Raw genomic sequence first — 23,237 nt, 5'->3', positions numbered from 1 at the left:
ATAAAAAATCCGCTAATCCATAATTCCCACCCCTCAATACATAGACGTAATGATGTATTTCTTACTATAACTCCCCCAGTCGGCCAGCGCTTTTGTGATCGTTTCATGCAGCGCTTTATAGGTTGTTTTCTTTTTACCGGCAGGAGCAGCCATCTTCTGCGGGCCGGGTTCCGTTAATTCGACTTTGGTGGCAAAAACGGTGAGGTTATTACGCGGGATGGCGATGCCGAGAATCATACCCGGCAGGTTACAAAAAGAAAGCGGTCCCCCGCTGACGGTGATCTGGTCGGTATAAAATGCGATCACATACACGGAGTCGAGGATTTTGCCAACGGCCTTATGGCATTCAAACCCCGCGATATCGCGCAGTTCGTTCGTCATCTGCCATTTGACAGGCCGTATCGAATCGCTCAGTAAAAATGTTTCATCGAACACGGCCTGTTTTTTCAGGAATATGCCTTGCCTGAGGTCTGTATACACCACATCGTCCACGCTTCTGTCATCACCCATAAAAGGGATCTTCTCGTATACATCGGTTCCTTTCTCGAAAAGTGTTTTGCCATCCCGGAAATACAGGTTGTGTAAGGAAGTGCGGAATTTTGGCAGTTTGTCCCGCAGACCGTCCAGCCAGTGATCGTTTTCCGTTTCTTTTTGGATATTGACTTTTTTCTCAAATTCGATCCTGCCGGTGTGAATGAACTGGGTCTGCCCCTGTGCGCCGGCGGCGATGCAGCAAAGCGCACAGATTGCAACGGCTATGCAGACGGTATGGCTACTCTTCATTGCTTTCGGTTTTTCTGTTTTTGGCAAATTTCCATCTTACAGACAGCATAATATAACGCTGTACGGTGGTGTACGTGTTTTCGGTAATGTAGTTACTGGAAATATCCCGGTTAAAACCCTGCCGGTCGTTAAGGATATCGTTTACGGTGAATATGGCGGTGATATCGGACTTTTTAAACAGTTTTTTCTCAACGGATGCATTCCAGATAAACATGTTGTTGGCGCGATCGTTGGCAGTCAGTTTCTGCCGGTAATTGAAATCGTAGTTGGTGCTGACATTCCATCCTTTACGGAACTTGTAGTCGAACCATATATTCTGGTTAAAGGTCCAGTAACGGGTGGTCGCGCCCTGGTTAATGGAGGAGCGGGAATGATTGTACTGGGCACTGCCGCTAATGTCAAAACTCATTTTCTTTTCGATATACCGTCTTATGTATACGTATGCGCCGCCATGTATGGAGTTGGTTATGTTTTCCTGCCCGTTCACAAAATTCTTATTTCGGCTGCCGCTGATGTTCGGTGCAAAACCCGTTTCGAGTTTGAAGAGTTTGATCTGTTTGCTGAAATCCACGCTCAGGTTGTAACGATAGTTCCCGTTCACATTCACTGTTTGCATGATCCTTCGTCCCTGTGCGTCTATCGTACTTTTGTTACTGAATGCGTTTTCGGTGAAGCTGATGCTGCCGTACATCCACATGCCTTTGTTCTGAAGCGTCTTATAGTTGGATGCATTAAAGTACAGGCTGTGTGTGAATGCCGGCCGCAGACCGGGATTACCCTGCTGTATATTCAGCGGGTCGTTGTTGTTCAGTATCGGCTGTAAGGCAGACAGAGAGGGCTGCTGTGTATACCCGCTGTAGCTGAGGTTCAGGTTGCCAGAACCGGAAAATTTCCAGCGTATATTGGCGGTAGGGAAAAAATTAGTGAAGTCGCGCGCAAACGAAGAGTCCTTATACAGGTTGGTCTGCTTCAGCGACAGATCCTGTATGGCAAGTCCGGCCCTTGCGGTGATTTTTTTGCTGCTGTAATTGAACATCATACCCGCACGATGCGATGAATTGATAAACCGGTAATGGTTGCTGTATAAAAGGTTCAGCGAATCGTACTTGCCATTCCGTTTTTCGTACGAACGTGTGTCCTGTTCTGTATTGCCCCAGTTATAGGTATAGTTAAGGTTTACCGACAGCCGTTTGCTCAACGGTTCGGTATAGCTTACCAGCCCCTGCGCGGTTTTTGCCTCGTTCACATTGGTCTTGCGCTGGTCGGTCACCTGCTGTGCGCTTATTACGCCGCCGGTATAATAACTGGTCTGGTTAAACAGCAGGCCTTCCGTGGAGTTATGACTGCCGGAAAGTCCGCCGCTGAAGGTAACAGACCGGGTTCCCGTTTTATTCAGTTTCCGTTTTAAAAATACATCCGCTTTGCGCATGCTGTTATCGCCAGTGGAAGAATTGATGCGCCTGCTTGTATTGATGGGTGTAAAATCGCCGGCCAGGTATTCGGCATCCTGTGTGCCGTAACTGCTGCTTTTTCCAAAACTGCCCCTGGCGTTGATGTTGACCGATGTCATAGAATCGATGATGATCTCATTCTTGGTGCTGCCGGCCTGTTTCCATTTCATGCTGGTATTGGAGCGCCGCTGGTTATTGTAGTTTACCGCGTCATGTAAAATATATTTGGTTGCGGTATTGCCGTTGCCGGCCATGTTCAGGCGGTTATAGCTGTAATTATTGGCCGTACTGCTTTTGCGCGTGCCGTATTTCTTGTTCAGCATAACGGCGCCCTGCAGGTTTTCGGGTATGCCTTCCTTGCCCCAGGTATCAAAATCATTATCTCCTTCCCAACTGAAGCCAACATCGCCGTTCTCCACCGTGGTGCTGATCTCGCCATAATCCTGCATCTCTTCCCAGTTCATGCCGTTGCGTCCCGTTCGGTCGGCAACGACCAGCGCACCGGCTTTGAGCGAACTGGTAAAACGGTTGGCTGATATTTTGGACTGGTAATATTTATCGAAATCGGTGCCTGCATCCACTCTTCCGAAATAACCTTTTTTAGCATCCTCCTTCAGGATCAGGTTAACCGTTTTTTCTTTGCTGCCATCGTCGATGCCCGTCAGCGTTGCCTGGTCGCTTTTTTTGTCGTATACCTGCACCCTGGCCACGTCTTTTGCATTGAGGTTCTGCGTGGCCATGGTAGGATCGGCGCCAAAGAATTCATCTCCATCCACCAACACCTTCTGCACTTTCTGACCCTGCGTGGTGATCTTGCCTTTGCTGTCGATAGAAAACCCGGGCATTACCCTTAGCAGTTCCTCCACCGTGGCGCCGGGTTTTACTTTAAAGCTGTCGGCAAGGTATTCCGTTGTATCGCCTTTGATGCGGATAGGAGGGATGGTCTGTCTTACGATCACTTCCTGCAGCAAATGCGCTTTGGTAATGAGTGCAACAGCCACCTGCAGCGGATGCTGCTGCACCGTAACCGAATCTATCCAGTCAACATACCCCGGATAGGTAACCACCATGGTATAAGTGCCGGGCTTTGCGCCGTGCAGTTCAAATACGCCCTGTTTATCCGCGCGGGTAAACGCAACAAGAGCGGAATCCTTGGCGTTTTTCAGGTAAATAACGGCATGGTGCAGCGGAATCTTACCGGCGGTATCCGTAACCGTTCCTTTTACAGATTGGGCCTGCGTGGCAATACACAGCAGGAGCATAACACCCAGCAAAACATACAGTTTTCTCATCGGTTTTGGTTATCAGTAGTTAGGGTTACCCGGAATAAATTGAGCTGCCGTCGGCTCTTAGATGCAAACGGCAATGGATTTCATAACCGAGAAACCGTTTTTTTAAACAAAACCGCAATAACCTTGCTGGGGGGAGAATGGTATCCGGTAAACCGGGCGGTCTGGAACAGGTATATCGTTTCGGTTGCCCAATAAAAATAAGCACGGAAGGAACAGGCAGGGTAAATAAAATGTAAATCATTTGTTATAAGAATTGGCGGATTGCGGATTAATGGGTTCGTGTATATTTTCTCTCTCTCTGCGAAACTCCCGCTCCTCCGCGCCTCTGCGGTGAACAATACCCCGTAATACAGAAATTCCGATCCCATCAAATTCTACGCAAATAAAAATCCACCAATCCGCAATCCACCAATCCGTCAATCTTTTTACTAACAAATGTTAGCCTGCTTTCTTATCTTTACTGCTCAATAAAACAGTACATGGATCAGCGAACAGTGTATATCGTATCGGCCGTACGTACGCCGATGGGAAGTTTTGGCGGAAGCCTGAAGGGATTTACTGCACCGCAGTTGGGTGCTATCGCCATTAAAGCCGCGGTGAACAGGGCGGGCATCCGCCCCGAAGAGGTACAGGAAGTATTGATGGGTTGTGTGATACAGGCCAATACAGGTCAGGCGCCGGCCAGGCAGGCGGCAAAATTTGCAGGTCTGCCCGACAGTGTTATCGCAACAACCGTAAACAAAGTATGCGCAAGCGGTATGAAGGCGATAGCACAGGGCGTACAGGGTATTTTACTGGGCGATGCAGATATAGTGGTGGCCGGAGGCATGGAAAGCATGAGTAATGTTCCGTTCTACAGCGCCGATATGCGCTGGGGAAATAAATACGGTAATGTGGCATTTATTGACGGACTGGCAAAAGACGGTCTTACCGATGTGTACCACCAGTATGCAATGGGCAATGCGGCAGATATGTGCGCGAAAGAATGCGGCATCAGTCGCGGGGAACAGGATGCCTATGCCGTACAGAGCTACCAGCGCAGCCAGGATGCCTGGAGCAAGGGCTATTTTGACGCAGAAACAGTGCCTGTGGAAATTCCGCAGCGCAGAGGAGAGCCATTGCTGTTTGCAAAAGACGAAGAAGCTTTCAATGTAAAATTTGATAAGATACCCGAGCTGAAACCGGCTTTCAGCAAGGAAGGAACGGTTACCGCGGCCAACGCATCTACCATGAACGATGGCGCGGCCGCAGTGGTATTGATGAGCAAGGAAAAAGCCGATGCGATGGGTGTCAAACCGCTGGCTGTGATACGTGGCTATGCCGATGCGGAACAGGCGCCGGAATGGTTTACCACCACGCCCTCGCTTGCCGTTCCCAAAGCGGTGGCTAAGGCGGGACTGCAACTGAGTGATATAGATTTCTTTGAGCTGAACGAGGCATTTTCTGTTGTCGGTATTGTTAATTCACAGAAGATGAAACTGGATCCTGCAAGGGTGAATGTGCATGGGGGCGCGGTATCACTCGGTCATCCCCTCGGATGCAGCGGTGCCCGTATCATTGTTACTCTGATCCATGTGCTGAAACAACACAGGGGCAAACTCGGCGCGGCCGGTATCTGCAACGGCGGCGGAGGTGCAAGCGCGATGGTGATTGAGCTGGCCGGATAGATACCATTTTGAAATTTTGGAATTGGGGAATTTTGGAGTTGTACTGCAGTTGTTCGGGTGAATGGATCAAAAAGAATATAGCAGTTGCGTTCCGAAGTTATCAGGCGATAATGATTTCATCTCTGCGTGACTCTGCCACTCTGCGGTAATGAAATGATGCTGTTTTCACCGCAGAGCGGGAGAGGCATTCCCCAATTCCAACATCCCAAAATCAACCCCATGCCCCACTATCCTTACCAGGTCATCGATTGGTCAACCGTTCCTTTTACGCAGCACCAGGGAGAAACCGGTTTGGCTGTATGGCACACCCTGCAGCTGGAAGGACTGCGTATCCGTCGGGTGGATTATTCTGCCGGCTATCTCGCAGACCACTGGTGCCGCAAAGGACATATCGTACACTGTCTCGAAGGTGAGCTTGAAACCCAAATGGAAAACGGCGAAATATTCCATCTCAAAACGGGTATGACCTATGTTGTTTCAGATGAACTCAGTTCGCATCGTTCCCATACAAAAGAAGGCGCCAGGCTGCTGATCATCGACGGTGCGTTCCTGGGGATTTGAAATTGTCAACCTGTTACACGAATCCTTAACCTTATTTCTTTTTCTTCAGATCACCGAACGGTCCGTATTTGTGCTGATGCGCAGGGAAGCTGTCTGCGAAAGGCCCGAAAGGATGATCGAACGGTTTTTTGGTGATATCGGGCCAGTCCTTGCTGATATCCTTTGCAGGTCTTGGCTGCGAGTTGATAAACGCCGCAACATCCCATGCCTGTTCATCGGTGAGTGCAGGCGCGTGGTAACTGGTGGGATCGGGCATATTGTTCTTTACATAGCCGGCCAGTCTCGACAAACGGTATAACCCCGCGCCGTCGTTATAACTATGCGGTCCCCAGAGCGGCGGATACGCATAACCATTGCCGGCTGCGTTCGGCTGTCCCTCGCCGTTAACGCCATGGCAACGCTGACAGGTATTCACGTATACCGTTTTCCCCTTTACCGGATCGGCGGCACGGTCCAGTAAAGGCAATGCCATAATGCCCGTGCCTTTGGGCGTGGTGCCTTTTGGCACTTCGTTGCCCAGCCATTTGATATAGGCAACAAAGGCTTTCATTTCCCTGCTGTTGTTATCGATCGCGATTCCGTTAAGGCTTCTTTCGATACAATCGTTCACTCTTTTTTCAATACTCTCGATACTGCCCGATCGATCCCGGTATTTGGGATACACAGCGGCCACGGCGCCGTAATTATTGCCCCAGGGTTTGGTACCCGCTTCAAGATGGCAGTTCTGGCAGTTCATCCCGCTGGAGACAGTTGCAACGCGGCCATTCGGACCCAGGTACACCGATGTGTTGCTGACCAGTTCCCGGCCATAGCGGATCAGCATACCGGCGCTGTCAACCGGTATCTGGTTCAAACCCGCCCCGCGCCAGCAGTCGGCATCCGATGCCATATGGCTTTCAGTGGGGTTGCTGCAACCGGTAAGGGTCAGCATGACCAACAGGCCATACCATTCTTTCAGCGAAATCAGTTTCATGATGGAACGGAAGATACAATTCTTTGTGGAGTGCCTGTGTCTGCAGTAACAATGGTCAGGCGAGGAACAGTTCGTGTATGAGAATATAAATGCCGGTCACCAGTACGAACCAGCCAAATCCTTTTTTAAGCTGATCGCCTGAGATCCTTTCCCCCATTTTACGTCCGAGAAAGGTACCCGCGATGGCAGTGGCGGTAACGGGCAGCAGCAGCCACCAGTTGAACGACTGGTGAAACAGATCGCCGATAAACCCCGACAGCGTATTCATGGCGATGATCAGCAGCGAAGTGCCGATGGCTTTTTTCATCGGCAGGTGAAAGGAAAATACCAGCACGGGCAGGATCAGGAAGCCTCCGCCGGCGCCCAGCAAACCTGTCAGTATGCCTACTTCCACACCCCTGAGCAACGCTGCGGGCAAATTGATCTCCTGTTCAGCGGCGGCGCTTGGTTCCGGAACGGTTTCCTTGCGGATCATCTGCAGCGAAGCAACGATCATCACCATGGCAAACAATACCATTGTTGCCAGCGATTTGGTGACGGTAAACCCGCCGGCACAAAACAATTCTTCGGGAATCACCGGCAGCAGCCATTTGCGTACCAGCACTACCGTAATGATGGATGTGATGCCGAAAGACAGCGCCGCCCTGGTATGAATATTACCAAACCGGTAATGCTTCCAGGCGCCCGCCAGGCTGCTGCAGCCAACTATAAACAGGGAATACCCCGTGGCGAGATAAGGCGGCAGGCCAAAAAAATAAACCAGCACCGGTATGGTGAGGATGGATCCGCCGCCGCCGATCAGTCCCAGAAAAATACCTATCAGCAAAGCTGCGAGATAGCCCGCCATCTCCATGAATGAGCAATTAGGGCGCAAAGATGCAGAATAATCGCTGCCCGCTCCCTCTTTTTGATGATTTATATGCGACTGATACCCACCCGCTGGCGTATATAACGCGGGTGCATGATCTCCTGCAGTATGCAATCTGCGAGATCGCCTGCTGTTATCGCCGCCTTATCGGGACTGGGCAGCTGGGCGGCGCTGGTAAGGTATTGCTGCTGCCCGTTTTCATCAAGTATGGCGGGGGGGCAGATAAGTGTCCAGGCGAGCGGGGAATGTTCCAGCAACTGCAGTACGGAAAGATACTCCTGTGCCAGCGGCAGGTTCTCCTGCGGAAAATCGGGTTCGTCCATGAGATAGGGGATATCGTCTGCCGCGCTGTCGAGCACAGGTGTGCCGGCCAGTGCGATCAGTCTTTTGATACCCGCTTTCTCCATCTGCTGCACAATGTTACGCGTGCCCAGACTTCTTGACCGGTCGGTGCCATCCGTTCCGCCGCCGATCAGCGATACCACCGCATCGGCCTGCCGGAGGGCTTTTTTTACATCCGATTCGTCAAACACATATCCCTTTACCGCGGTCAGCGTTTTGCTGCGGTTATCGAGGTCGATAAAAAAATCGATCTGCCTGTCAAATGCAGTCACCTGTATGCCGTTTGCCAGCGCCTGGGAAACAAGAAAGCGTCCGGTGGGGGCATTGGCTGCAAAGATGGTGAGCAACATGGGATGGGTAATTATAAACTGGTATTGATAATCGGGAATGGATCATCGCCCTCCAACTACGACTCAGGAAAACTCCTGCTCCAGTTCGTCCATACTGATGGCCATATGGCTTTCGTCGTACATGCATTCGCCGTTTTTGATCAGCAGTACCTGTGGCGACTCGTGGTGAACGGAAAACCGCTCGGCGATCCGGTTGGACAGGGTCCGGTAACGGATCAGGTCCAGGAAATAGAAATCCATGCCCGAGGGCGCAGCCGATCGCTCCAGCCGGCTCAATACCGTAGAACTGATGCTGCATCTTGTACTGTGCTTGAAAATTACCTGTGGTCTTGTGGTAGAGTCTTTGACCAGTTGCACCAACTGGTCGTCCGTCTTAAGTTCTGTCCAATTCATCGAAGTCCTTTCTAATACCTGCATGCAAAAAGCAGGCCGTCGGTCAGTATTTGAAATATTTGGGGTTGGTGGTAGGGCATCCTTTCCGGGAAGATGCGCAGGAGCTGATAACAACTGCGGCAACCAGGATCGAAACAAGCAAGAGAGCGGTCTTTTTCATGTCGGGACGTTTGGGATCAGTGATAAGGCTGTATTTTGCGCCCAAACAAAGATAATCTTTCGGTGCCAAATGCAGCCCCGGGGGGTGACTGATTTTGTTAATTTGTGGGTTTCGGCCCTAAATAAGAGCTTATGCGCGTTCATTTTATATCGATAGGCGGCAGTGTGATGCACCAACTGGCCATTGCCCTGCATAAAAAAGGCTACCGGGTTACGGGCACCGACGACGAGATATTTGAGCCGGCACGCGGCAATCTTGCGGCCGAAGGACTGTTGCCTGATACCATCGGTTGGGATACTGGTCTGATAACCAAAGATATAGATGCGGTGATCCTGGGTATGCATGCCAAATCGGATAACCCCGAACTGCTGAAAGCCAGGGAACTGGGGTTAACTATCTACTCGTTTCCGGAATACATCTACCACGAGAGCCGTAACAAGAAACGCATCGTGGTGGGCGGAAGCCATGGCAAAACCACCACCACCAGTATGATCATGCATGTGCTCAAAACACTGGGCAGGGATTTTGACTACCTGGTGGGCGCCCGGGTGCAGGGGTTTGAACAATCGGTGGATATTACCGAAGCGCCGCTGATCGTTTGCGAGGGCGACGAATACCCGGCCAGCGCGATCGAGAAAAAGCCCAAATTCCATTTTTTGTACCCGCATGTGGCCATCCTCACCGGCATTGCCTGGGACCATATCAATGTATTCCCCACCTTTGATTTTTACCTCGAGCAGTTCGTGGTGTTTATCAATCGCATCGAAAAAGACGGGCTGCTGATCTACAACGAATCCGACACCGTGCTGAAAAAACTGGTCGAAGAAAACAGGCGCAGCGATATCCGATACCAGCCCTATGCCGTTCCGCAGCACCGTATCGAACAGGGGCAAACCCGTGTTACGATAGAAGGCGTTACGGGGTTATTGAAGGTATTCGGCAACCACAACCTCATGAATCTTTTTGCCGCTTATTATGCCTGCAGGGAAACGGGTGTGAAAGCGGATGAATTTGTTACGGCCATCGGCAGTTTCACCGGCGCCGCCAAGCGGCTCGAACTGCTGGCATCCAATGCGCATACCAATGTATACCGCGATTTTGCGCATGCACCAAGCAAGGTAAAAGCCACAACAGAGGCGTTGAAACAGCAATACCCCGCGCGCAGACTTGTCTGTGTGCTTGAACTGCATACCTACAGCAGCCTCAACGGGCAGTTTATGCAGGAATACAGGGGCGCCCTCGATAAGGCCGATGCCGCCGCCGTGTTCTATTCCAGGCATGCGCTGGAACTGAAGCGGCTGCCCGATCTGCCTGCCGAAAAGGTAAGGGAAGGATTTGACAAAAACGGTCTTGCGGTGATCACCGATGCAGCGGAACTCGCAAACTGGCTGGAAAAACAGGATTTTACCGATGCCAACCTTGCTTTAATGAGCAGCGGCAATTATGATGGACTGGATATGCTTACTTTTGCGCGAAAGATCACCAATACATAGTAGCCGAATGAAACTGCAACTGAACAGGCCCATTGCTTTTATTGATCTGGAAACAACAGGTATCAATATCAGCGTGGACAGGATCGTGGAAATTGCCATCATCAAGATTATGCCCGATGGCACGCGGATAGCGAAGCGAAAACTGATCAACCCTTTAATGCCCATACCTGTCACGTCGAGCGATATACACGGAATCACAGACGACATGGTAAAAGATGCACCGAGCTTTAAACAGGTGGCCAACGAGGTAAAACAGTTTATGGAAGGCTGCGATCTTGGCGGGTATAACAGCAACCGGTTCGATATTCCCATGCTGATAGAAGAATTTTTGCGCATCGGGATGGACTTCCAGACCGAAGGCCGCAAATTCGTGGATGTGCAGCGGATATTCCACCTGATGGAACAGCGCACGCTCAGCGCCGCGTATAAATTCTATTGCCAGAAAAACCTCGATGGTGCGCACAGCGCAGAAGCCGATGCCAGCGCAACCTGGGAAGTGCTCGAAGCGCAGGTGGAACGGTATCCCGCAATCGGTGATACCGTGGAAAGTATCGTCAAATTCACAGGCGAGGAAGATATTGTGGATTTCGCACGCAGGTTTGTGAAGGAAAAAGGCGTGGAAATCTTTAACTTCGGAAAGCACAAAGGAAAACCGGTCGTACAGGTGCTCAAGGAAGAACCGCAGTATTACGACTGGATGATGAAAGGTGATTTCGCGATGAACACCAAACAGAAACTGACAGAGATACTGAACCGCACGCTGGTAAAAAAGCCCTGAGAGAAATTGTTGGTTGCCGTTTCTTTTCCTAAAAGATAGGTAAATCTGGATGGAAGGGAGGATAGGCTTTTTATTAAATCGTAATTTAGAACCCATACTTCGGCATCGTTGGAAAAAATCGTTATCATACCAACCTATAATGAGAAGGAGAATATCCAGACCATTGTTCATGCAGTGTTTTCGCTGCAGCAGGGTTATCATATTCTCGTGATAGACGACGGCTCACCCGATGGCACCGCGGCGATCGTGCGCGCCATGATGCCTGCCTATCCCGGCCAGTTGTTTCTGGAGGAAAGAAAAGGCAAACTGGGGCTGGGCACCGCCTATATCCATGGATTCAAATGGAGCCTCGACCGCGGCTACCGCTTCATTTTTGAAATGGACGCCGATTTTTCGCATAATCCCAAAGACCTCGAAAGACTGTACCTGGCCTGTAAAGCCGAAGGCGCCGATGTGGCGGTGGGCAGCCGCTATGTACCCGGTGGAAAAACGGAGAACTGGCCGCTCGACAGGCAGCTCTATTCAAAAGGCGGCGCTTTATACACCAAACTCATCACCTGGATGCCAGTGAACGACCCCACGGCGGGATTTGTTTGTTATACCAAAGAAGTGCTGGAAACGATCAATTTTGATATGATCGGTTTTGTGGGATACGCTTTTCAGATAGAAATGAAATTCGCCGCCTGGAAACTGGGTTTCCGCATCAAGGAAGTGCCCATTACCTTTGTTGACCGTAAGATCGGTGTCAGCAAAATGAGCAAAGGCATTATCAAGGAAGGAGTACTGGGTGTGCTCAGCATACAGTGGAAAAGCCTGTTCAAGAACTACCGCAAAAAACTCAAGAACCCCGATGTGGCTTCTTCCCGGATGCCGGCGGCATAGCTGAATGCCACAGGCATATACCCTAACGGACAGCCCACCTCAAAAACAATCCACCAATCCATCATCCGCGAATCCTAACCTTCGTGTGCTGTCAGCACAATCTTCTCCCAGGTCTTATTCCGCATCCCGTCTATGCACATCCAGGCGGCAGACATAGACATCAGCAGCATGATCACAACGGCGATGGTGTAATCGAACAGAAAATAATGGGCAAAGCCCAGGCAGGCAGGGATGGCCAGTGACAGAAGTCCGCGGAGAAAATTTCCTCCTTTGCTATTGGCGGCCTGCGGTTGTGAAAAAGGCAGCTCGCGCAGGCTCAGGTAAGCGATCAGGCTGGTGCCGACCACCTGGTTGCTGACGCCCAACAAAATATTGGGAATGTTCGCCGGCCCCAGCAGCCAGATACAGGGCAGGCTGAACAGCACCGCCACCGGCAGCAGAAACTTAACCATGGATGCTTTATACGCACCGCTGATCAGCTCGCCCGGTGTAAGAACGGGTGTGATATGGTATATCCAGGCGGCTTTGTATTTATCCGAATACACCAGCTGGTAGATGGCCATGATCAACGCATAACTGCTGAAATAGATAAGAAAAAAGAAAAGCATTTTGGCAACAGCAGGGTCGTTCTGTAAAGATGTCCAGCTGATTCTTTTTGAACCGGCAATGATCACCACCAGGTAAACGAATATATAACCCAGCGAAGGGTAAACTTTCATTTTAAAATCCCTGCTGCGCGAAGTGATGCGCCAGGTGAGAAGAAAGGCCATACGTTCGGTGCCTTTTTTGGTAACGATACTGCTGACCCGGCGCAGGTAGCCGGCGTTGTTTCTGCTGGTTCTGGCTTTTACCACAACCGCAGATTCCTGGTCGCTTCCGCTGATCATCGACAGTTTCTGGTTAAAAGAAGGAGCGAAATACCTGATCACTGTTACGATGCAAACAACAGGAAGCAGCAGGCTCAGCACCAGGTACAACCCGAGAGAGGAAACCCAGTTGCCATCTTTGATATATTGCCAGGCGGCGGCAAACCAATAGGGCGGCGCTGCCTGGCGCAAAGGTGTATCCAGGATAGAGTAGCCGTTCAATACCACCTTGTTAAGCAGCCTCGGTACCAACTGGTAGCCGCCGTATACGAATATGGCGAAGAATATCTGGAAATACCCCAGCAGGCTTTTGAACTTATCCGGCGTTGTTAATTTCAGTATCAATACATACAGCGCATTGATCAGGAAGATGGTGAACAGCGTGGCACAAACGATCAGCACGGAAAACGACAGCCACTCTTTTATCCCGAACACGATGCCGATATAAATCATTGCCGGCAGCGACATCGGGAGTATCATTTTCGATACATGGATCACGATATGCAGCAGGCGGGAAAGAAGAAACGTGCGGTCGTTGATCGGTTTGGGCAGTATGATCAGGTTATCCCTTACATCGATCAGCACATGGGTGAAATCGGAGATAAGGATCGAAGCCAGCATGAAAATATAAATGAAAAAATAGATCGTCAGCCTGGTGCTGTAATCCCTGCCTATCTGGAATGCAAACAGGTAGAGCGCACCCAGCACCGCGGAAAAGATCATCGTACCGATGGTGGCAAAACGGGGCGGCTTTGCTTTTTTCTGTTTGTACTGGCCAATGGCGGGCGCCCGCCGGTCATCCATCACCAGTTTTACGCGGAGTACGGCTTTCAGCAACCGGGTATCCACACCCAGCCTGCGGTAAAATGCAGCCGGCAGCAGCAGTAACCAGAGAAAAAATTTATTGACGATGTTCATAGCTTACTGTTTACCGAATGCATGTAACAACTGATCAGCGGCACCCGACAAAGACTCTTTTGCCGTAAGGTGTGCAAAAATGCTTTCCAGGCTTTGGTTGCCCTGCTGCTGTTTCAGTTCTTCAAAACTGCCGTCGGCAACCACGGTTCCTTCGTTGATCAATACAATGCGGTCGCTCACTTTCTCCACCACATCCATCATATGACTGCAGTAAAAAATGGTCTTGCCTTCTTTGGCCAGTTTGCCGATCAGTTCCTTGACGATGATCACGCTGTTGGCATCCAGTCCGCTTAACGGTTCATCAAGGATAATGATATCTGGATCATGCATCAGACCCGAAGTGATCAGCACTTTCTGACGCATGCCCTTGCTGAAGGTATCCATCCGCTGGTGCATGGCCGCTTCGAGCCCGAATGCCGTGAGCATTTTGCGGATACGGTCCTGCGCCAGTTCTTCCGGCATATGGTACAGCTGCGCCATAAAAGAGAGAAACTCCACGGGTGTCAGCACATCGTACAGTTCCGCCAGTTCGGGTACATAGCCGATCCGGGTCTTGGCCGCAACGGGATCCTGCTTGATATCGATGTTTTCGATCAGCACTTCACCTTCATAGTCGCTGATCAGTCCGCATAATATTTTTACGGTGGTGCTCTTGCCGGCGCCGTTGGGACCGATATAGCCGATTACCTGGCCGGGATAAATAGAGAGATTGATGCCCTTCAGCACCTGTTTATCGCCATAGCTTTTGTACAGGTTCTTCAGGCTGATGATCGGGTTCATAAGCGGTGTTTGGAAATTAGTGTCGAAGGAAACGAAAATAGTACAATGTCTGTCGGTTAGCGATATAAGCCCGGACAAATCCTGCCGGCAGGGAAACCGGCATTTACGGCGGACCTGGCAGGCTTTCGGCACCCTGTCCGCTTTTATTTATATTTGCAGTTTCCATGCAAGCCGGGTCCCCATATGACGAGATTGGTTTACTGCGCCGCACCGGCAGGGGAGATGTGCTTGCTTTCCGCGAATTATTCGACCACCACCGCAACAGGGTATTTTTTATCGCCCGGCAGATGCTGCATTCCGACACGGCAGCAGAGGATGCCGTACAGGAGATATTCCTGAAGATATGGGTGCATAACCGGCGACTGGGCACCGTCGATAATTTCACGGCTTACCTGAACACGGTTACCCGCAATCATATATATAATGTCATCCGCCGCCGGGCCATCGAGGAAAAAGCGCTCGGGATGCTGGCCAGACCGGAAGTGTCCGAGGTAACAGACGATACCGTGGCCTTCCATGAACTGCAGCGGGTATTGCAGCAGGCCAGTGCCACTTTGTCCGTACAACAGCGAAAAGTGTTCGAGATGAGCCGCCTGGAAGGCAAGAAACATGAGCAGATCGCCACCGAAATGGGGCTGTCGAAAGAAACCGTTAAAAAATACCTCGCCAACGCACTCGAAAAACTGCACCGTTACCTGGTTCAGCAGGGGCGGGGGTTGTTTTTGTGAGTGGGTTGAATGGCTGCATTGTTAAATGGTTAGATGGCTGGATTTCCTATCTGAAATAATGATACCGGCACTGAAGGATATGAAGCCTGTTTTCCATTACCGCATATACAAGCCTGTGTTCTTCGTTGATCCTCCTACTCCAGCATCCGGAAAGATCACCTCGCAAAGCTTCGGGCTCACCGATTCCCTTGAAGGGTGAGCGAAGTGTGTCGCGGATCAATGAATTGATCCTTATCAATGTCTTTTTATCCTGCTGCTGCCAATAGAGATAATCTTCCCAGGCTGGTGTTTGAAAGACCGGTTCCATACGGGTTACTCGTTGATCAGTTTACGCTTCCTGCCGCCTCCGCTTTCCATTTCCTGAAGGGCGGTTTCCAGGCGATGGCGGTTGGCAGCAGCGCCTAACAGGTGCAGGGTTTCCTGTATTGCGTTGAATTCGTCAAGATCCATGACCACGATATTCCTGCCTTTTGTTCTCGATACCACCACGATCTCATGATCATCATTCACGCTATTCAGGTTATCGGCGAGGTTTTGCCGGAACTCGCTATAATTGACCACTTTCATAAGTGCTTATTTAAGTACAAAAATAAGTACTTTTTTATTAAAAGGGGGTGTAGTCACCTGCAAAAAATATAACCCCAGTCTTATAGCCATTTAACCAGGTAGCCCCATTCCGTCACCCGGCCATCCCCTTTTTTGCACAATTTTCCATCCCCGCTACCCCCTTTTTTTTCTTTCGGTTGTCTTAGCATATGCCAAGGGCGGTCGGGGGGTCGGCAAGATTCCCCGGCAGTCTTTAAAAAATTGCTCTGCCAATGAGAAAACCTGACAACGGATTACCCTTTCTGTTCCGGCAATACCTAGCCGGTACCCTCGGTTCCGAGGAGCGCCAGTTATTTCTGCAACAGGCGGCCAGCAAATATTCCGAAGATGCATTGAAAGAGCTGATCGACCAGGAGATCGCCCTGCTTGAGCCGGGCGCCAGCATGGCGGGTAACCATCTCACCGAGGCTCAGGCCGATCTTATTTTCGACCATGTGATCGGGCAGTCAAAACTGGTGTCGCTGCAGCGGAGAAAACGCCTGGTTTGGATGGGCTCCGTGGCGGCCGCATTGGTGGCGCTGTTTGTGGGTATCTATTATTTCTCCCAGCCGGCCGCAGGTTCCGCACCAGCCGTTGTCTGGAAACCGGCATCGCAGGATGTGGCACCCGGCACCACCGGCGCCGTTCTTACCCTGGCCAACGGAAAGAAAATACTGCTTGATTCGCTGCATAACGGCAATATCGCCAGCCAGGGACAGGCATCCATCACCAAAGAAAACAACGGTATCGCCTACCATGCCGCCAACGGGCAGACCGCCGTGGAATTTAATACACTCAGCACACCCCGCGCACGACAGTTCCAGCTAAGCCTGCCGGATGGCACAAAAGTTTGGTTGAATGCGGCATCTTCCATTACCTATCCTACCGCTTTTACGGGTCAGGAACGTACGGTGACCGTAACCGGTGAAACCTATTTTGAGGTAACGCCCAATAAAAAACTGCCCTTTTTTGTAAGATACCGGGATAAAAAAGTGGAGGTGCTGGGCACGCATTTCAACGTGAACGCCTACGACGAGGAGAACGAGAGCCGGGTAACCCTGCTCGAAGGAGCGGTGACCGTGCATAACGGCAACGATATCGGTCAACTGGTGCCGGGACAACAGGCGGTAATGGGCAAAACCAGCGGCATACATGTCCGCGACGCGGTGGATGTAGATCAGGTGATGGCCTGGAAGAACGGGCAATTCGATTTCCGCGATACCGACCTGAAAACGCTGATGCGACAGCTGATGCGCTGGTATGATGTGGATGTGAGCTACCAGCAGGGCGTACCCGAGCGGTTTTTCACCGCAGACGTATCGCGCGATAAGAATCTTTCAAGTGTGCTGAAGATACTCGAATTGAATAAGATCCATTTTAAAATAGAAGACAAAAAGATAATCGTAACACCTTGAGCATAGCAGTTAACCCAAAGGAAACCGGAGGTGCGGGAACACCTCCGGCGGAATTTGGGAAGCTGACCTGATAATCCGCTAAGACCATACGATCGTTAACCCAATTAAACCAAATCTATGCAATTGATGCGTTTTCTGAAAGTCCCGCTACGAGGGGCCATCTTTCACTCCAAAAACATGCTCATCATGAGAATGATCATTGTTTTGCTGACCGTCTCCTGTATCCAGTTGAGTGCGGCCGGCTTATCGCAACCCGTAACCCTGTCTGTGAAGAATGCTTCGCTGGAAAGTGTGCTGCGGAAAGTTAAAAAACAGACCGGCTATGATTTCTTTTTTGAGACCAGGCTGGCAAAACAGGCCAGGAACATCAGCCTCGAGGTGTCGAACACACCCGTGGAAAATGTGCTGAAACGTTTGTTTGAAGACCAGCCTGTGGGGTATAAGATCACCGATAAAACCATCGTGATAACGGAAAAAGCGCTGGCGCCCTTACCGGTAAACCTGCCTGTAACAGCACCCATGCCTCCGCCGCCCATCGATATCAGCGGTAAGGTTACCGATGAGAACGGGGCTCCGCTGGAAAACGTAGCGGTTGCGGTGAAAGGCGCCGGTCGCGGCACCAATACCAATGCTGCGGGCGACTGGCAGCTGCGCGGTGTTGACGACAAGGCAACGCTGGTATTTTCCTATGTGGGCTATACCCCGCAGGAAGTGCCGGTGAATGGCAGGACCGTTATTCCGACCCTGTCGCTCGTACGCGAGAACACCCAGCTGGAGCAGGTGGTGGTGATCGGTTACGGTACCCAGCGAAGAAGGGACCTTACCGGTACCATTACCACGGTAAAAGGCGATGATGTGGCAAAAATGCCAGCCACCAACCCGGTATCTTCCCTGCAGGGACGGGTAGCGGGTCTGACGATCGTGAATTCGGGCCGTGCCGGTTCTTCCCCAACCGTTCGTATCCGTGGTGTGAACAGCACCAATAACTCCGATCCGCTGTACGTAGTGGACGGTGTGTTCCAGACCAATATCGATTACCTGAACCCGGCCGATATCGAAAGCATGGAGATACTGCGGGATCCTTCCTCTATCGCCATCTTCGGTTTGCAGGGCGGTAACGGTGTTATCGTGGTAACCACCAAACGCGCGCCCAAGGGCCGCACCCGTGTGGCATTCCAGACTTCGGTGGGATTGCAGCATGTAAGCCGCAAAGTGCCGGTAACCGATGCAGCGGGATTCAGGAAACTGTATTCCGCACAGCTGGCCAACCTTGGCGCCGCTGCATTTGATTATACCAATTATACCGCCAATACCAACTGGCAGGACCAGGTGCTGCGCGATGCGTTCATGACCAACAATAACCTGAGTATTTCCAACAGCAACGACAAAACGACCACCCTGTTCAATATCGGTTACAACAACCAGGACGGTGTGATCAAAAACGATAACTACCGGAAATACATCGTTCGCCTGAACCAGGAACTGCGTTTGAACAAGAATATCCGCATCGGCGGTGATGTAACCGGTTTTTACTGGGTACAGCAGTCGCCCCAGGATGTGCTGAATAATGCGCTGTGGGCTGCGCCGATCGTACCGATACAGCGTGATGCCACCACTTACTATTCTATGCCTTCTTTTCAGCGCGCGCAGGTGGGCAACCCTGTTGCAACCATTAACCGTTTCAGGAATACGGCTGTCAACAAAGGCTACCGTTTTATCGGAAGCGCTTTTGCGGAAGTGAAGTTCCTGGATCATTTCACGGTTAAGTCTACTTTCTATACAGACCTTGGTTTCAACGGCAGCCGTTCCTATACCCCGCTTCCGTACAGTTTTGTAAACCTGGGCGAGGGCGCAACACCCACCACGGTTACCTTCGACAACTCTGCCAAGACCGGTGTAAGCCAGACGCAGGCGGAGTTCCGTAAATTCCAGCAGGACCATACCCTTACCTATGACAACACATTCGGAGACCACCATGTTACCGCCTTACTCGGTTTTACCACCCTGTACAGCGGCAGCACATTCGTAAACGGAAACCGTCGTGATACCCTGCTGAACATACCGAACAATCCCAATTACTGGTACCTCAATATCGCCAACCAGGCCAACCCCGGCACTTATGCGGGCAGCGGCGGCGAAGAAGCGTATATGTCGTACCTCGCAAGGGTGAACTATACGTTTAAGAACAGGTACCTGCTCAACCTTACCTACCGCAGGGACGGGAGCTCCAAGTTTGCGCCCTCACAGCGCTGGGGTAATTTCTACAGCGTGGGCGCAGGCTGGGTTGTCAGCGACGAAAAATTTGCAGCCAACAGCATCAGCAAAGTGGTTGATTTCCTGAAACTGCGTGCGGCCTGGGGCCAGGTGGGCAGTGCCATGGGTACAGGTACCAATCTTTACCTGCCTGTGCTGAACACCTCCAGCGTGGGTGTATTCGGAACCAATGTATACAGCTCGGTATCGCCTGCCTATGTGCCCGATCCGAACCTGCATTGGGAAGTGGTGAACGGCCTGGATATTGGTCTTGAATTCCGCGCTGTTAAAAACAAGCTGACCGGCGACATCAATTTTTACGACAGAACCACAAAAGACATCCTGACATTTATTACGCTGCCCGGCTCTGCGGGTGATTATTCCTATTACACCAACCTGGGTAATATCAGCAACCGCGGTATTGAGCTGAGCCTTGGATGGAAAGACGATATCGGCAAATATTTTACCTACAGCATTTCTGCAAACGGCAGCTATAACAAAAACAAGGTGGCCTCTATCGGTAACAACATCAACTTCCAGCTGCTGGGCAACGGCGGGGTGAATAAAACCGAAACAGGACAGTCCATCGGCTATTTCTACGGCTACAGGCAAACAGGTGTTTACCAGTCTACCGCCGATATGGATAAACTGGCGCGTTTCACCAATTCCCTGCCCGGCGATATCGCTTATGCCGATATAAACGGCGATGGCGTGATCACACCCGCAGACAGAACCTATCTCGGATCACCGTTCCCCAAATTCAATTTCGGGTTCAATGTATCACTGGGATACAGGAACTGGGACCTGATACTGGAAGGACAGGGTGTGGCCGGAAACAAGATCTATACGCAGCGCCGCACCGCCACATTCGCCGTATTGAATTATGAAAGCAACCGTCTGAACGCCTGGACCACTCCCGGCAGCACCAATGTGGAACCCATTCTGGATAATACCCGTGCGAACAATTTCCTGTTCAGCAGCTATTACCTCGAACCGGGCGATTATTTCCGTATCCGTACCGTGCAGCTGGGTTATTCCTTCGGGGAAAAGCGCTTCAGCAGCATCGGTATAAAACAACTGCGGTTGTACCTGAGCGGACAGAACCTGGCTACGTTCACCAAGGCCACAGGGTATACGCCCGAAGTGGCATTGGGATCGCCGATTGCAAGTGGCGCGGATAACGGAACCTACCCGGTACCCTCTATCTATACCTTCGGACTGAACGTAACATTTTAATTCAATCGATAAATGAATATCATCATGAACATATTAAAAAATCCGCGTGGTTTTGCAGCCATGGGCCTGGCAGTGATTGCCATGAGCTTTGCGGGATGTAAAAAGAATTTCCTCGACAGGGATCCGCAGGGCAGGTATACATCCGATACCTACCCGTTTCCCGGAGGTTCGGGTCCGTACGACCAGTACGTGTTTGCAGCCTATGCTTCGCTGCGCGATTATAACGTGCATGTAACCCCGTTCGTATCGGCGATAAGTATCCGCAGCGATGATGCCGACAAAGGCAGTACACCGGCCGACGGAGGCGCAGATGCACAGGGTATGGATAATTTTCCCGTGCTGCCGAGCAATGGTATGGCCAATGCGTTATGGACGGGTTATTTTAACCTGATCAGCAAATGCAATATCACCATCGACCAGATCAAAAACAACAAAACGATCGATGCACCCCAGCAGGTAAAAGACCAGACCGAAGGAGAGGCCAGGTTTATCCGCGGCTATGCCTATTTCAACCTGGTGCGTTTGTTCGGACGTGTGCCGCTGGTGGACAAAATATACGATGCGGCATCACAGAGCAATATCGCGCAGAGCGCACCGGCGCAGCTGTATACGTTCATTGAGCAGGATCTTCAGTTTGCAGCCAATACCTTACCGGTTTCATGGGATGCCAAGTTCATCGGCCGCGCAACCAGGGGAGCCGCCAACGGGTTGCTGACAAAAGTATACCTCACCCAGCAGAAATGGGCCGCAGCGGTAACCGCGGCAAATGCGGTGATCGGATCGGGTCAGTACGATCTCTCCACACCTTATGCCAAAATATTCGGCGAAGACGGGGAGAACTCCAAAGAATCCGTGTTTGAAATACAGGCAACGGCCGACGCCACCAATATGACCACGCCCTATGGCATACAGTACACCAATGTGCAGGGCGTTCGCGGAACCGGCGTATGGGACCTGGGCTGGGGCTGGAACACACCCTCTACACAGCTGGAAGGCGCTTATGAGACCGGCGACCCGAGAAAAGACCGCACCATCCTGTATGCAGGCGGTACTACGGTTTATGGCGAGGCGGTGCCCACCGGTTTACCCAACCCGCGTTACAACCATAAAGTGCATACCAATCCTTCTTTCCGTAATTCAATCGGCAACCGTTTTGGCTGGTGGATGAATGTGCGTATCCTCCGCTATTCGGATGTACTGCTGATGTATGCAGAAGCACAGAACGAAGCAGGCAATACCGGCGAGGCGCTCGACAAACTCGAGATGGTGCGTGCACGCGCAAGGGCGGGTAACAATACCCTGCTGCCCAAAATAACCACCACCGACCAGGGCCTGCTGCGCGATGCGATCAGGAAAGAGAGAAGGGTGGAACTGGCCATGGAGCACGATCGCTTTTTTGACCTGGTACGCTGGGGTATTGCAGCGCAGACCCTGCAGGCTGCGGGTAAATCCAATTTCAACAATGGCAGGGATAACCTGATGCCGATACCGCAAACACAGATCGACTTAAGCAAGGGCGTTCTTACGCAGAACCCGGGTTATTAATTGACATCCTAAAACAATCTACATGAAATTGCAATCATATATTAACAACCGCTTTTGCTGGCTCGTGATGGCTGCGGCCGTTTCGCTTACGGCCTGCAAAAAAGACGGCAACCCAAATAAACTGCCGGATGTATCGGGTGGTGCGTATGCGGGCAAGATAGACGGCTATACCAGTTCTGACGAAGTATACCCGAACAACCTTATCGCTTACTGGGGTTTTGAAGATACCAAGAACGAAACCAAATCCAATACCGCGCCCAATAAATCCGTGAACGACACCTATGTGGCCGACGGTGTCAGGGGCAAGGCGCTGGAGCTGGCGGCAGGGTACGTGTATTACACCACCCAGTTCCAGAAATTCAAAACGGATTCGATGAAGAACTGGAGCCTCAGTGCCTGGGTAAAGCTGAAGAACAACGGCTCCAAAAGAACCATGGTATTCCAGCTGGCCAGACCGGGTGTGTTCAACGGCAACATCAATTTTGCCTTGAACACCCAAAGCTATCCAGCTACCAACGACAGTACGCTGACCATTCAGCCCACCTTCTCAACAATCGGGGGCGGCACGCAGGATAACCTGAACAATGTGCTGAACAGAACCAACCTGAACAACTGGGTGCATATCGTACTTACCTACGATTTTGCCACCGGTGTGTTCAATAACTGGATGAATGGCATTAAAGTGGGTAATTTCCCCAACAGAGGCACCGGCAACAACAACTACAAAGCCTATGAGCCAAGCGAACTGTTCTTTGGTGCCAACTACAATGCTGCAGGTATGCCGGTAAGCGCCGATGTGAACTTTGCGCCGATGACAGGCAGGATAGACGAAGTGCGGGTATTCAATATCACTTTGCCCGATGCGCATATCAAGGCACTGTATAACCTTGGCGTAGCCAAAAAATAAACAGCCTGTTT

The 23,237-nt window shown here is 51.1% G+C and carries 20 protein-coding genes; 10 read left to right on the top strand and 10 right to left on the bottom strand.

The window, feature by feature from the left end:
• Positions 1 to 33 precede the first annotated feature (33 nt).
• Both GWC94_RS07460 and GWC94_RS07455 read right to left on the bottom strand, forming a co-directional pair.
• Positions 34 to 783 (bottom strand): GLPGLI family protein, encoded by a 750-nt coding sequence (locus GWC94_RS07460; protein WP_161834425.1) that lies wholly within the window; start codon positions 781 to 783, stop codon positions 34 to 36.
• Positions 773 to 3,526 (bottom strand): outer membrane beta-barrel family protein, encoded by a 2,754-nt coding sequence (locus GWC94_RS07455; protein ID WP_161834424.1) that lies wholly within the window; start codon positions 3,524 to 3,526, stop codon positions 773 to 775. Before GWC94_RS07455 ends, GWC94_RS07460 begins: the two co-directional genes overlap by 11 nt.
• A 479-nt stretch (positions 3,527 to 4,005) precedes the next feature.
• On the opposite strand from GWC94_RS07455, the gene GWC94_RS07450 reads away from it, so the two are divergent.
• Together GWC94_RS07450 and GWC94_RS07445 are read left to right on the top strand one after the other, a co-directional pair.
• Positions 4,006 to 5,193, top strand: a complete 1,188-nt coding sequence (locus tag GWC94_RS07450) for an acetyl-CoA C-acyltransferase (RefSeq protein WP_161834423.1) — start codon at positions 4,006 to 4,008, stop codon at positions 5,191 to 5,193.
• 219 nt (positions 5,194 to 5,412) lie between these two features.
• A complete protein-coding gene (locus tag GWC94_RS07445; protein WP_161834422.1) occupies positions 5,413 to 5,754 on the top strand; it encodes a DHCW motif cupin fold protein in 342 nt (113 codons plus the stop codon).
• Between the two features lie 31 nt (positions 5,755 to 5,785).
• On the opposite strand, the gene GWC94_RS07440 is transcribed toward GWC94_RS07445, so the two are convergent.
• From GWC94_RS07440 to ytxJ, 4 genes are all read right to left on the bottom strand, one after another.
• Positions 5,786 to 6,727, bottom strand: coding sequence for a c-type cytochrome (locus tag GWC94_RS07440; RefSeq protein WP_202628665.1), 942 nt, complete (start codon positions 6,725 to 6,727; stop codon positions 5,786 to 5,788).
• A 55-nt stretch (positions 6,728 to 6,782) separates the two neighbouring features.
• The gene (locus GWC94_RS07435) at positions 6,783 to 7,574 is read right to left on the bottom strand and encodes a sulfite exporter TauE/SafE family protein (protein WP_235918487.1); all 792 of its coding nucleotides are present in this window, start codon (positions 7,572 to 7,574) and stop codon (positions 6,783 to 6,785) included.
• A 68-nt stretch (positions 7,575 to 7,642) separates the two neighbouring features.
• Positions 7,643 to 8,287: an NAD(P)-dependent oxidoreductase gene (locus GWC94_RS07430; RefSeq protein WP_161834420.1), complete on the bottom strand. Its 645-nt coding sequence runs from the start codon at positions 8,285 to 8,287 to the stop codon at positions 7,643 to 7,645.
• A gap of 63 nt (positions 8,288 to 8,350) precedes the next feature.
• Positions 8,351 to 8,680, bottom strand: a complete 330-nt coding sequence (ytxJ, locus tag GWC94_RS07425) for a bacillithiol system redox-active protein YtxJ (RefSeq protein WP_161834419.1) — start codon at positions 8,678 to 8,680, stop codon at positions 8,351 to 8,353.
• Between the two features lie 291 nt (positions 8,681 to 8,971).
• On the opposite strand from ytxJ, the gene GWC94_RS07420 reads away from it, so the two are divergent.
• The 3 genes from GWC94_RS07420 (at position 8,972) to GWC94_RS07410 (ending at position 11,993) form a co-directional block, all read left to right on the top strand.
• Positions 8,972 to 10,333, top strand: a complete 1,362-nt coding sequence (locus GWC94_RS07420) for a UDP-N-acetylmuramate--L-alanine ligase (RefSeq protein ID WP_161834418.1) — start codon at positions 8,972 to 8,974, stop codon at positions 10,331 to 10,333.
• Between the two features lie 7 nt (positions 10,334 to 10,340).
• Positions 10,341 to 11,111, top strand: a complete 771-nt coding sequence (locus GWC94_RS07415; RefSeq protein ID WP_161834417.1) for a 3'-5' exonuclease — start codon at positions 10,341 to 10,343, stop codon at positions 11,109 to 11,111.
• Positions 11,112 to 11,219: 108 nt separating this feature from the next.
• Positions 11,220 to 11,993, top strand: coding sequence for a polyprenol monophosphomannose synthase (locus GWC94_RS07410; RefSeq protein WP_161834416.1), 774 nt, complete (start codon positions 11,220 to 11,222; stop codon positions 11,991 to 11,993).
• Positions 11,994 to 12,067: 74 nt separating this feature from the next.
• Here GWC94_RS07410 and GWC94_RS07405 read toward each other — a convergent pair whose 3' ends face one another.
• Positions 12,068 to 13,777 (bottom strand): hypothetical protein, encoded by a 1,710-nt coding sequence (locus GWC94_RS07405; protein WP_161834415.1) that lies wholly within the window; start codon positions 13,775 to 13,777, stop codon positions 12,068 to 12,070.
• Between the two features lie 3 nt (positions 13,778 to 13,780).
• Positions 13,781 to 14,557: an ABC transporter ATP-binding protein gene (locus tag GWC94_RS07400; protein WP_161834414.1), complete on the bottom strand. Its 777-nt coding sequence runs from the start codon at positions 14,555 to 14,557 to the stop codon at positions 13,781 to 13,783.
• Positions 14,558 to 14,721: 164 nt separating this feature from the next.
• On the opposite strand from GWC94_RS07400, the gene GWC94_RS07395 reads away from it, so the two are divergent.
• Complete coding sequence (locus GWC94_RS07395) at positions 14,722 to 15,285, top strand: RNA polymerase sigma-70 factor (RefSeq protein ID WP_161834413.1); 564 nt, start codon at positions 14,722 to 14,724, stop codon at positions 15,283 to 15,285.
• 46 nt (positions 15,286 to 15,331) lie between these two features.
• Here the strand turns inward: GWC94_RS07395 and GWC94_RS07390 are convergent, their stop codons facing one another.
• Both GWC94_RS07390 and GWC94_RS07385 read right to left on the bottom strand, forming a co-directional pair.
• On the bottom strand, positions 15,332 to 15,592 hold the full coding sequence (locus tag GWC94_RS07390; protein WP_161834412.1) for a Txe/YoeB family addiction module toxin: 261 nt from the start codon (positions 15,590 to 15,592) through the stop codon (positions 15,332 to 15,334).
• Positions 15,593 to 15,597: 5 nt separating this feature from the next.
• Complete coding sequence (locus GWC94_RS07385; protein WP_161834411.1) at positions 15,598 to 15,852, bottom strand: type II toxin-antitoxin system Phd/YefM family antitoxin; 255 nt, start codon at positions 15,850 to 15,852, stop codon at positions 15,598 to 15,600.
• A gap of 251 nt (positions 15,853 to 16,103) precedes the next feature.
• Between GWC94_RS07385 and GWC94_RS07380 the strand changes: the two genes are divergently transcribed.
• From GWC94_RS07380 to GWC94_RS07365, 4 genes are all read left to right on the top strand, one after another.
• Positions 16,104 to 17,285 carry a FecR family protein gene (locus GWC94_RS07380; RefSeq protein WP_161834410.1) on the top strand — a complete coding sequence of 394 codons (1,182 nt, stop codon included), beginning with the start codon at positions 16,104 to 16,106 and terminating at the stop codon, positions 17,283 to 17,285.
• 186 nt (positions 17,286 to 17,471) lie between these two features.
• Positions 17,472 to 20,774 carry a TonB-dependent receptor gene (locus GWC94_RS07375; protein ID WP_161834409.1) on the top strand — a complete coding sequence of 1,101 codons (3,303 nt, stop codon included), beginning with the start codon at positions 17,472 to 17,474 and terminating at the stop codon, positions 20,772 to 20,774.
• 24 nt (positions 20,775 to 20,798) lie between these two features.
• On the top strand, positions 20,799 to 22,319 hold the full coding sequence (locus tag GWC94_RS07370; protein WP_161834408.1) for a RagB/SusD family nutrient uptake outer membrane protein: 1,521 nt from the start codon (positions 20,799 to 20,801) through the stop codon (positions 22,317 to 22,319).
• A gap of 22 nt (positions 22,320 to 22,341) precedes the next feature.
• Positions 22,342 to 23,226 (top strand): LamG-like jellyroll fold domain-containing protein, encoded by an 885-nt coding sequence (locus GWC94_RS07365; protein WP_161834407.1) that lies wholly within the window; start codon positions 22,342 to 22,344, stop codon positions 23,224 to 23,226.
• Positions 23,227 to 23,237 lie beyond the last annotated feature (11 nt).

The organism is Sediminibacterium soli, from assembly GCF_009939225.1.
In the GTDB taxonomy this organism is placed as follows: Bacteria; Bacteroidota; Bacteroidia; order Chitinophagales; family Chitinophagaceae; genus Sediminibacterium; species Sediminibacterium soli.
The sequence above is the reverse complement of the archived record's forward strand: the minus strand, read 5'-3'. Positions and strand labels throughout refer to the sequence as shown.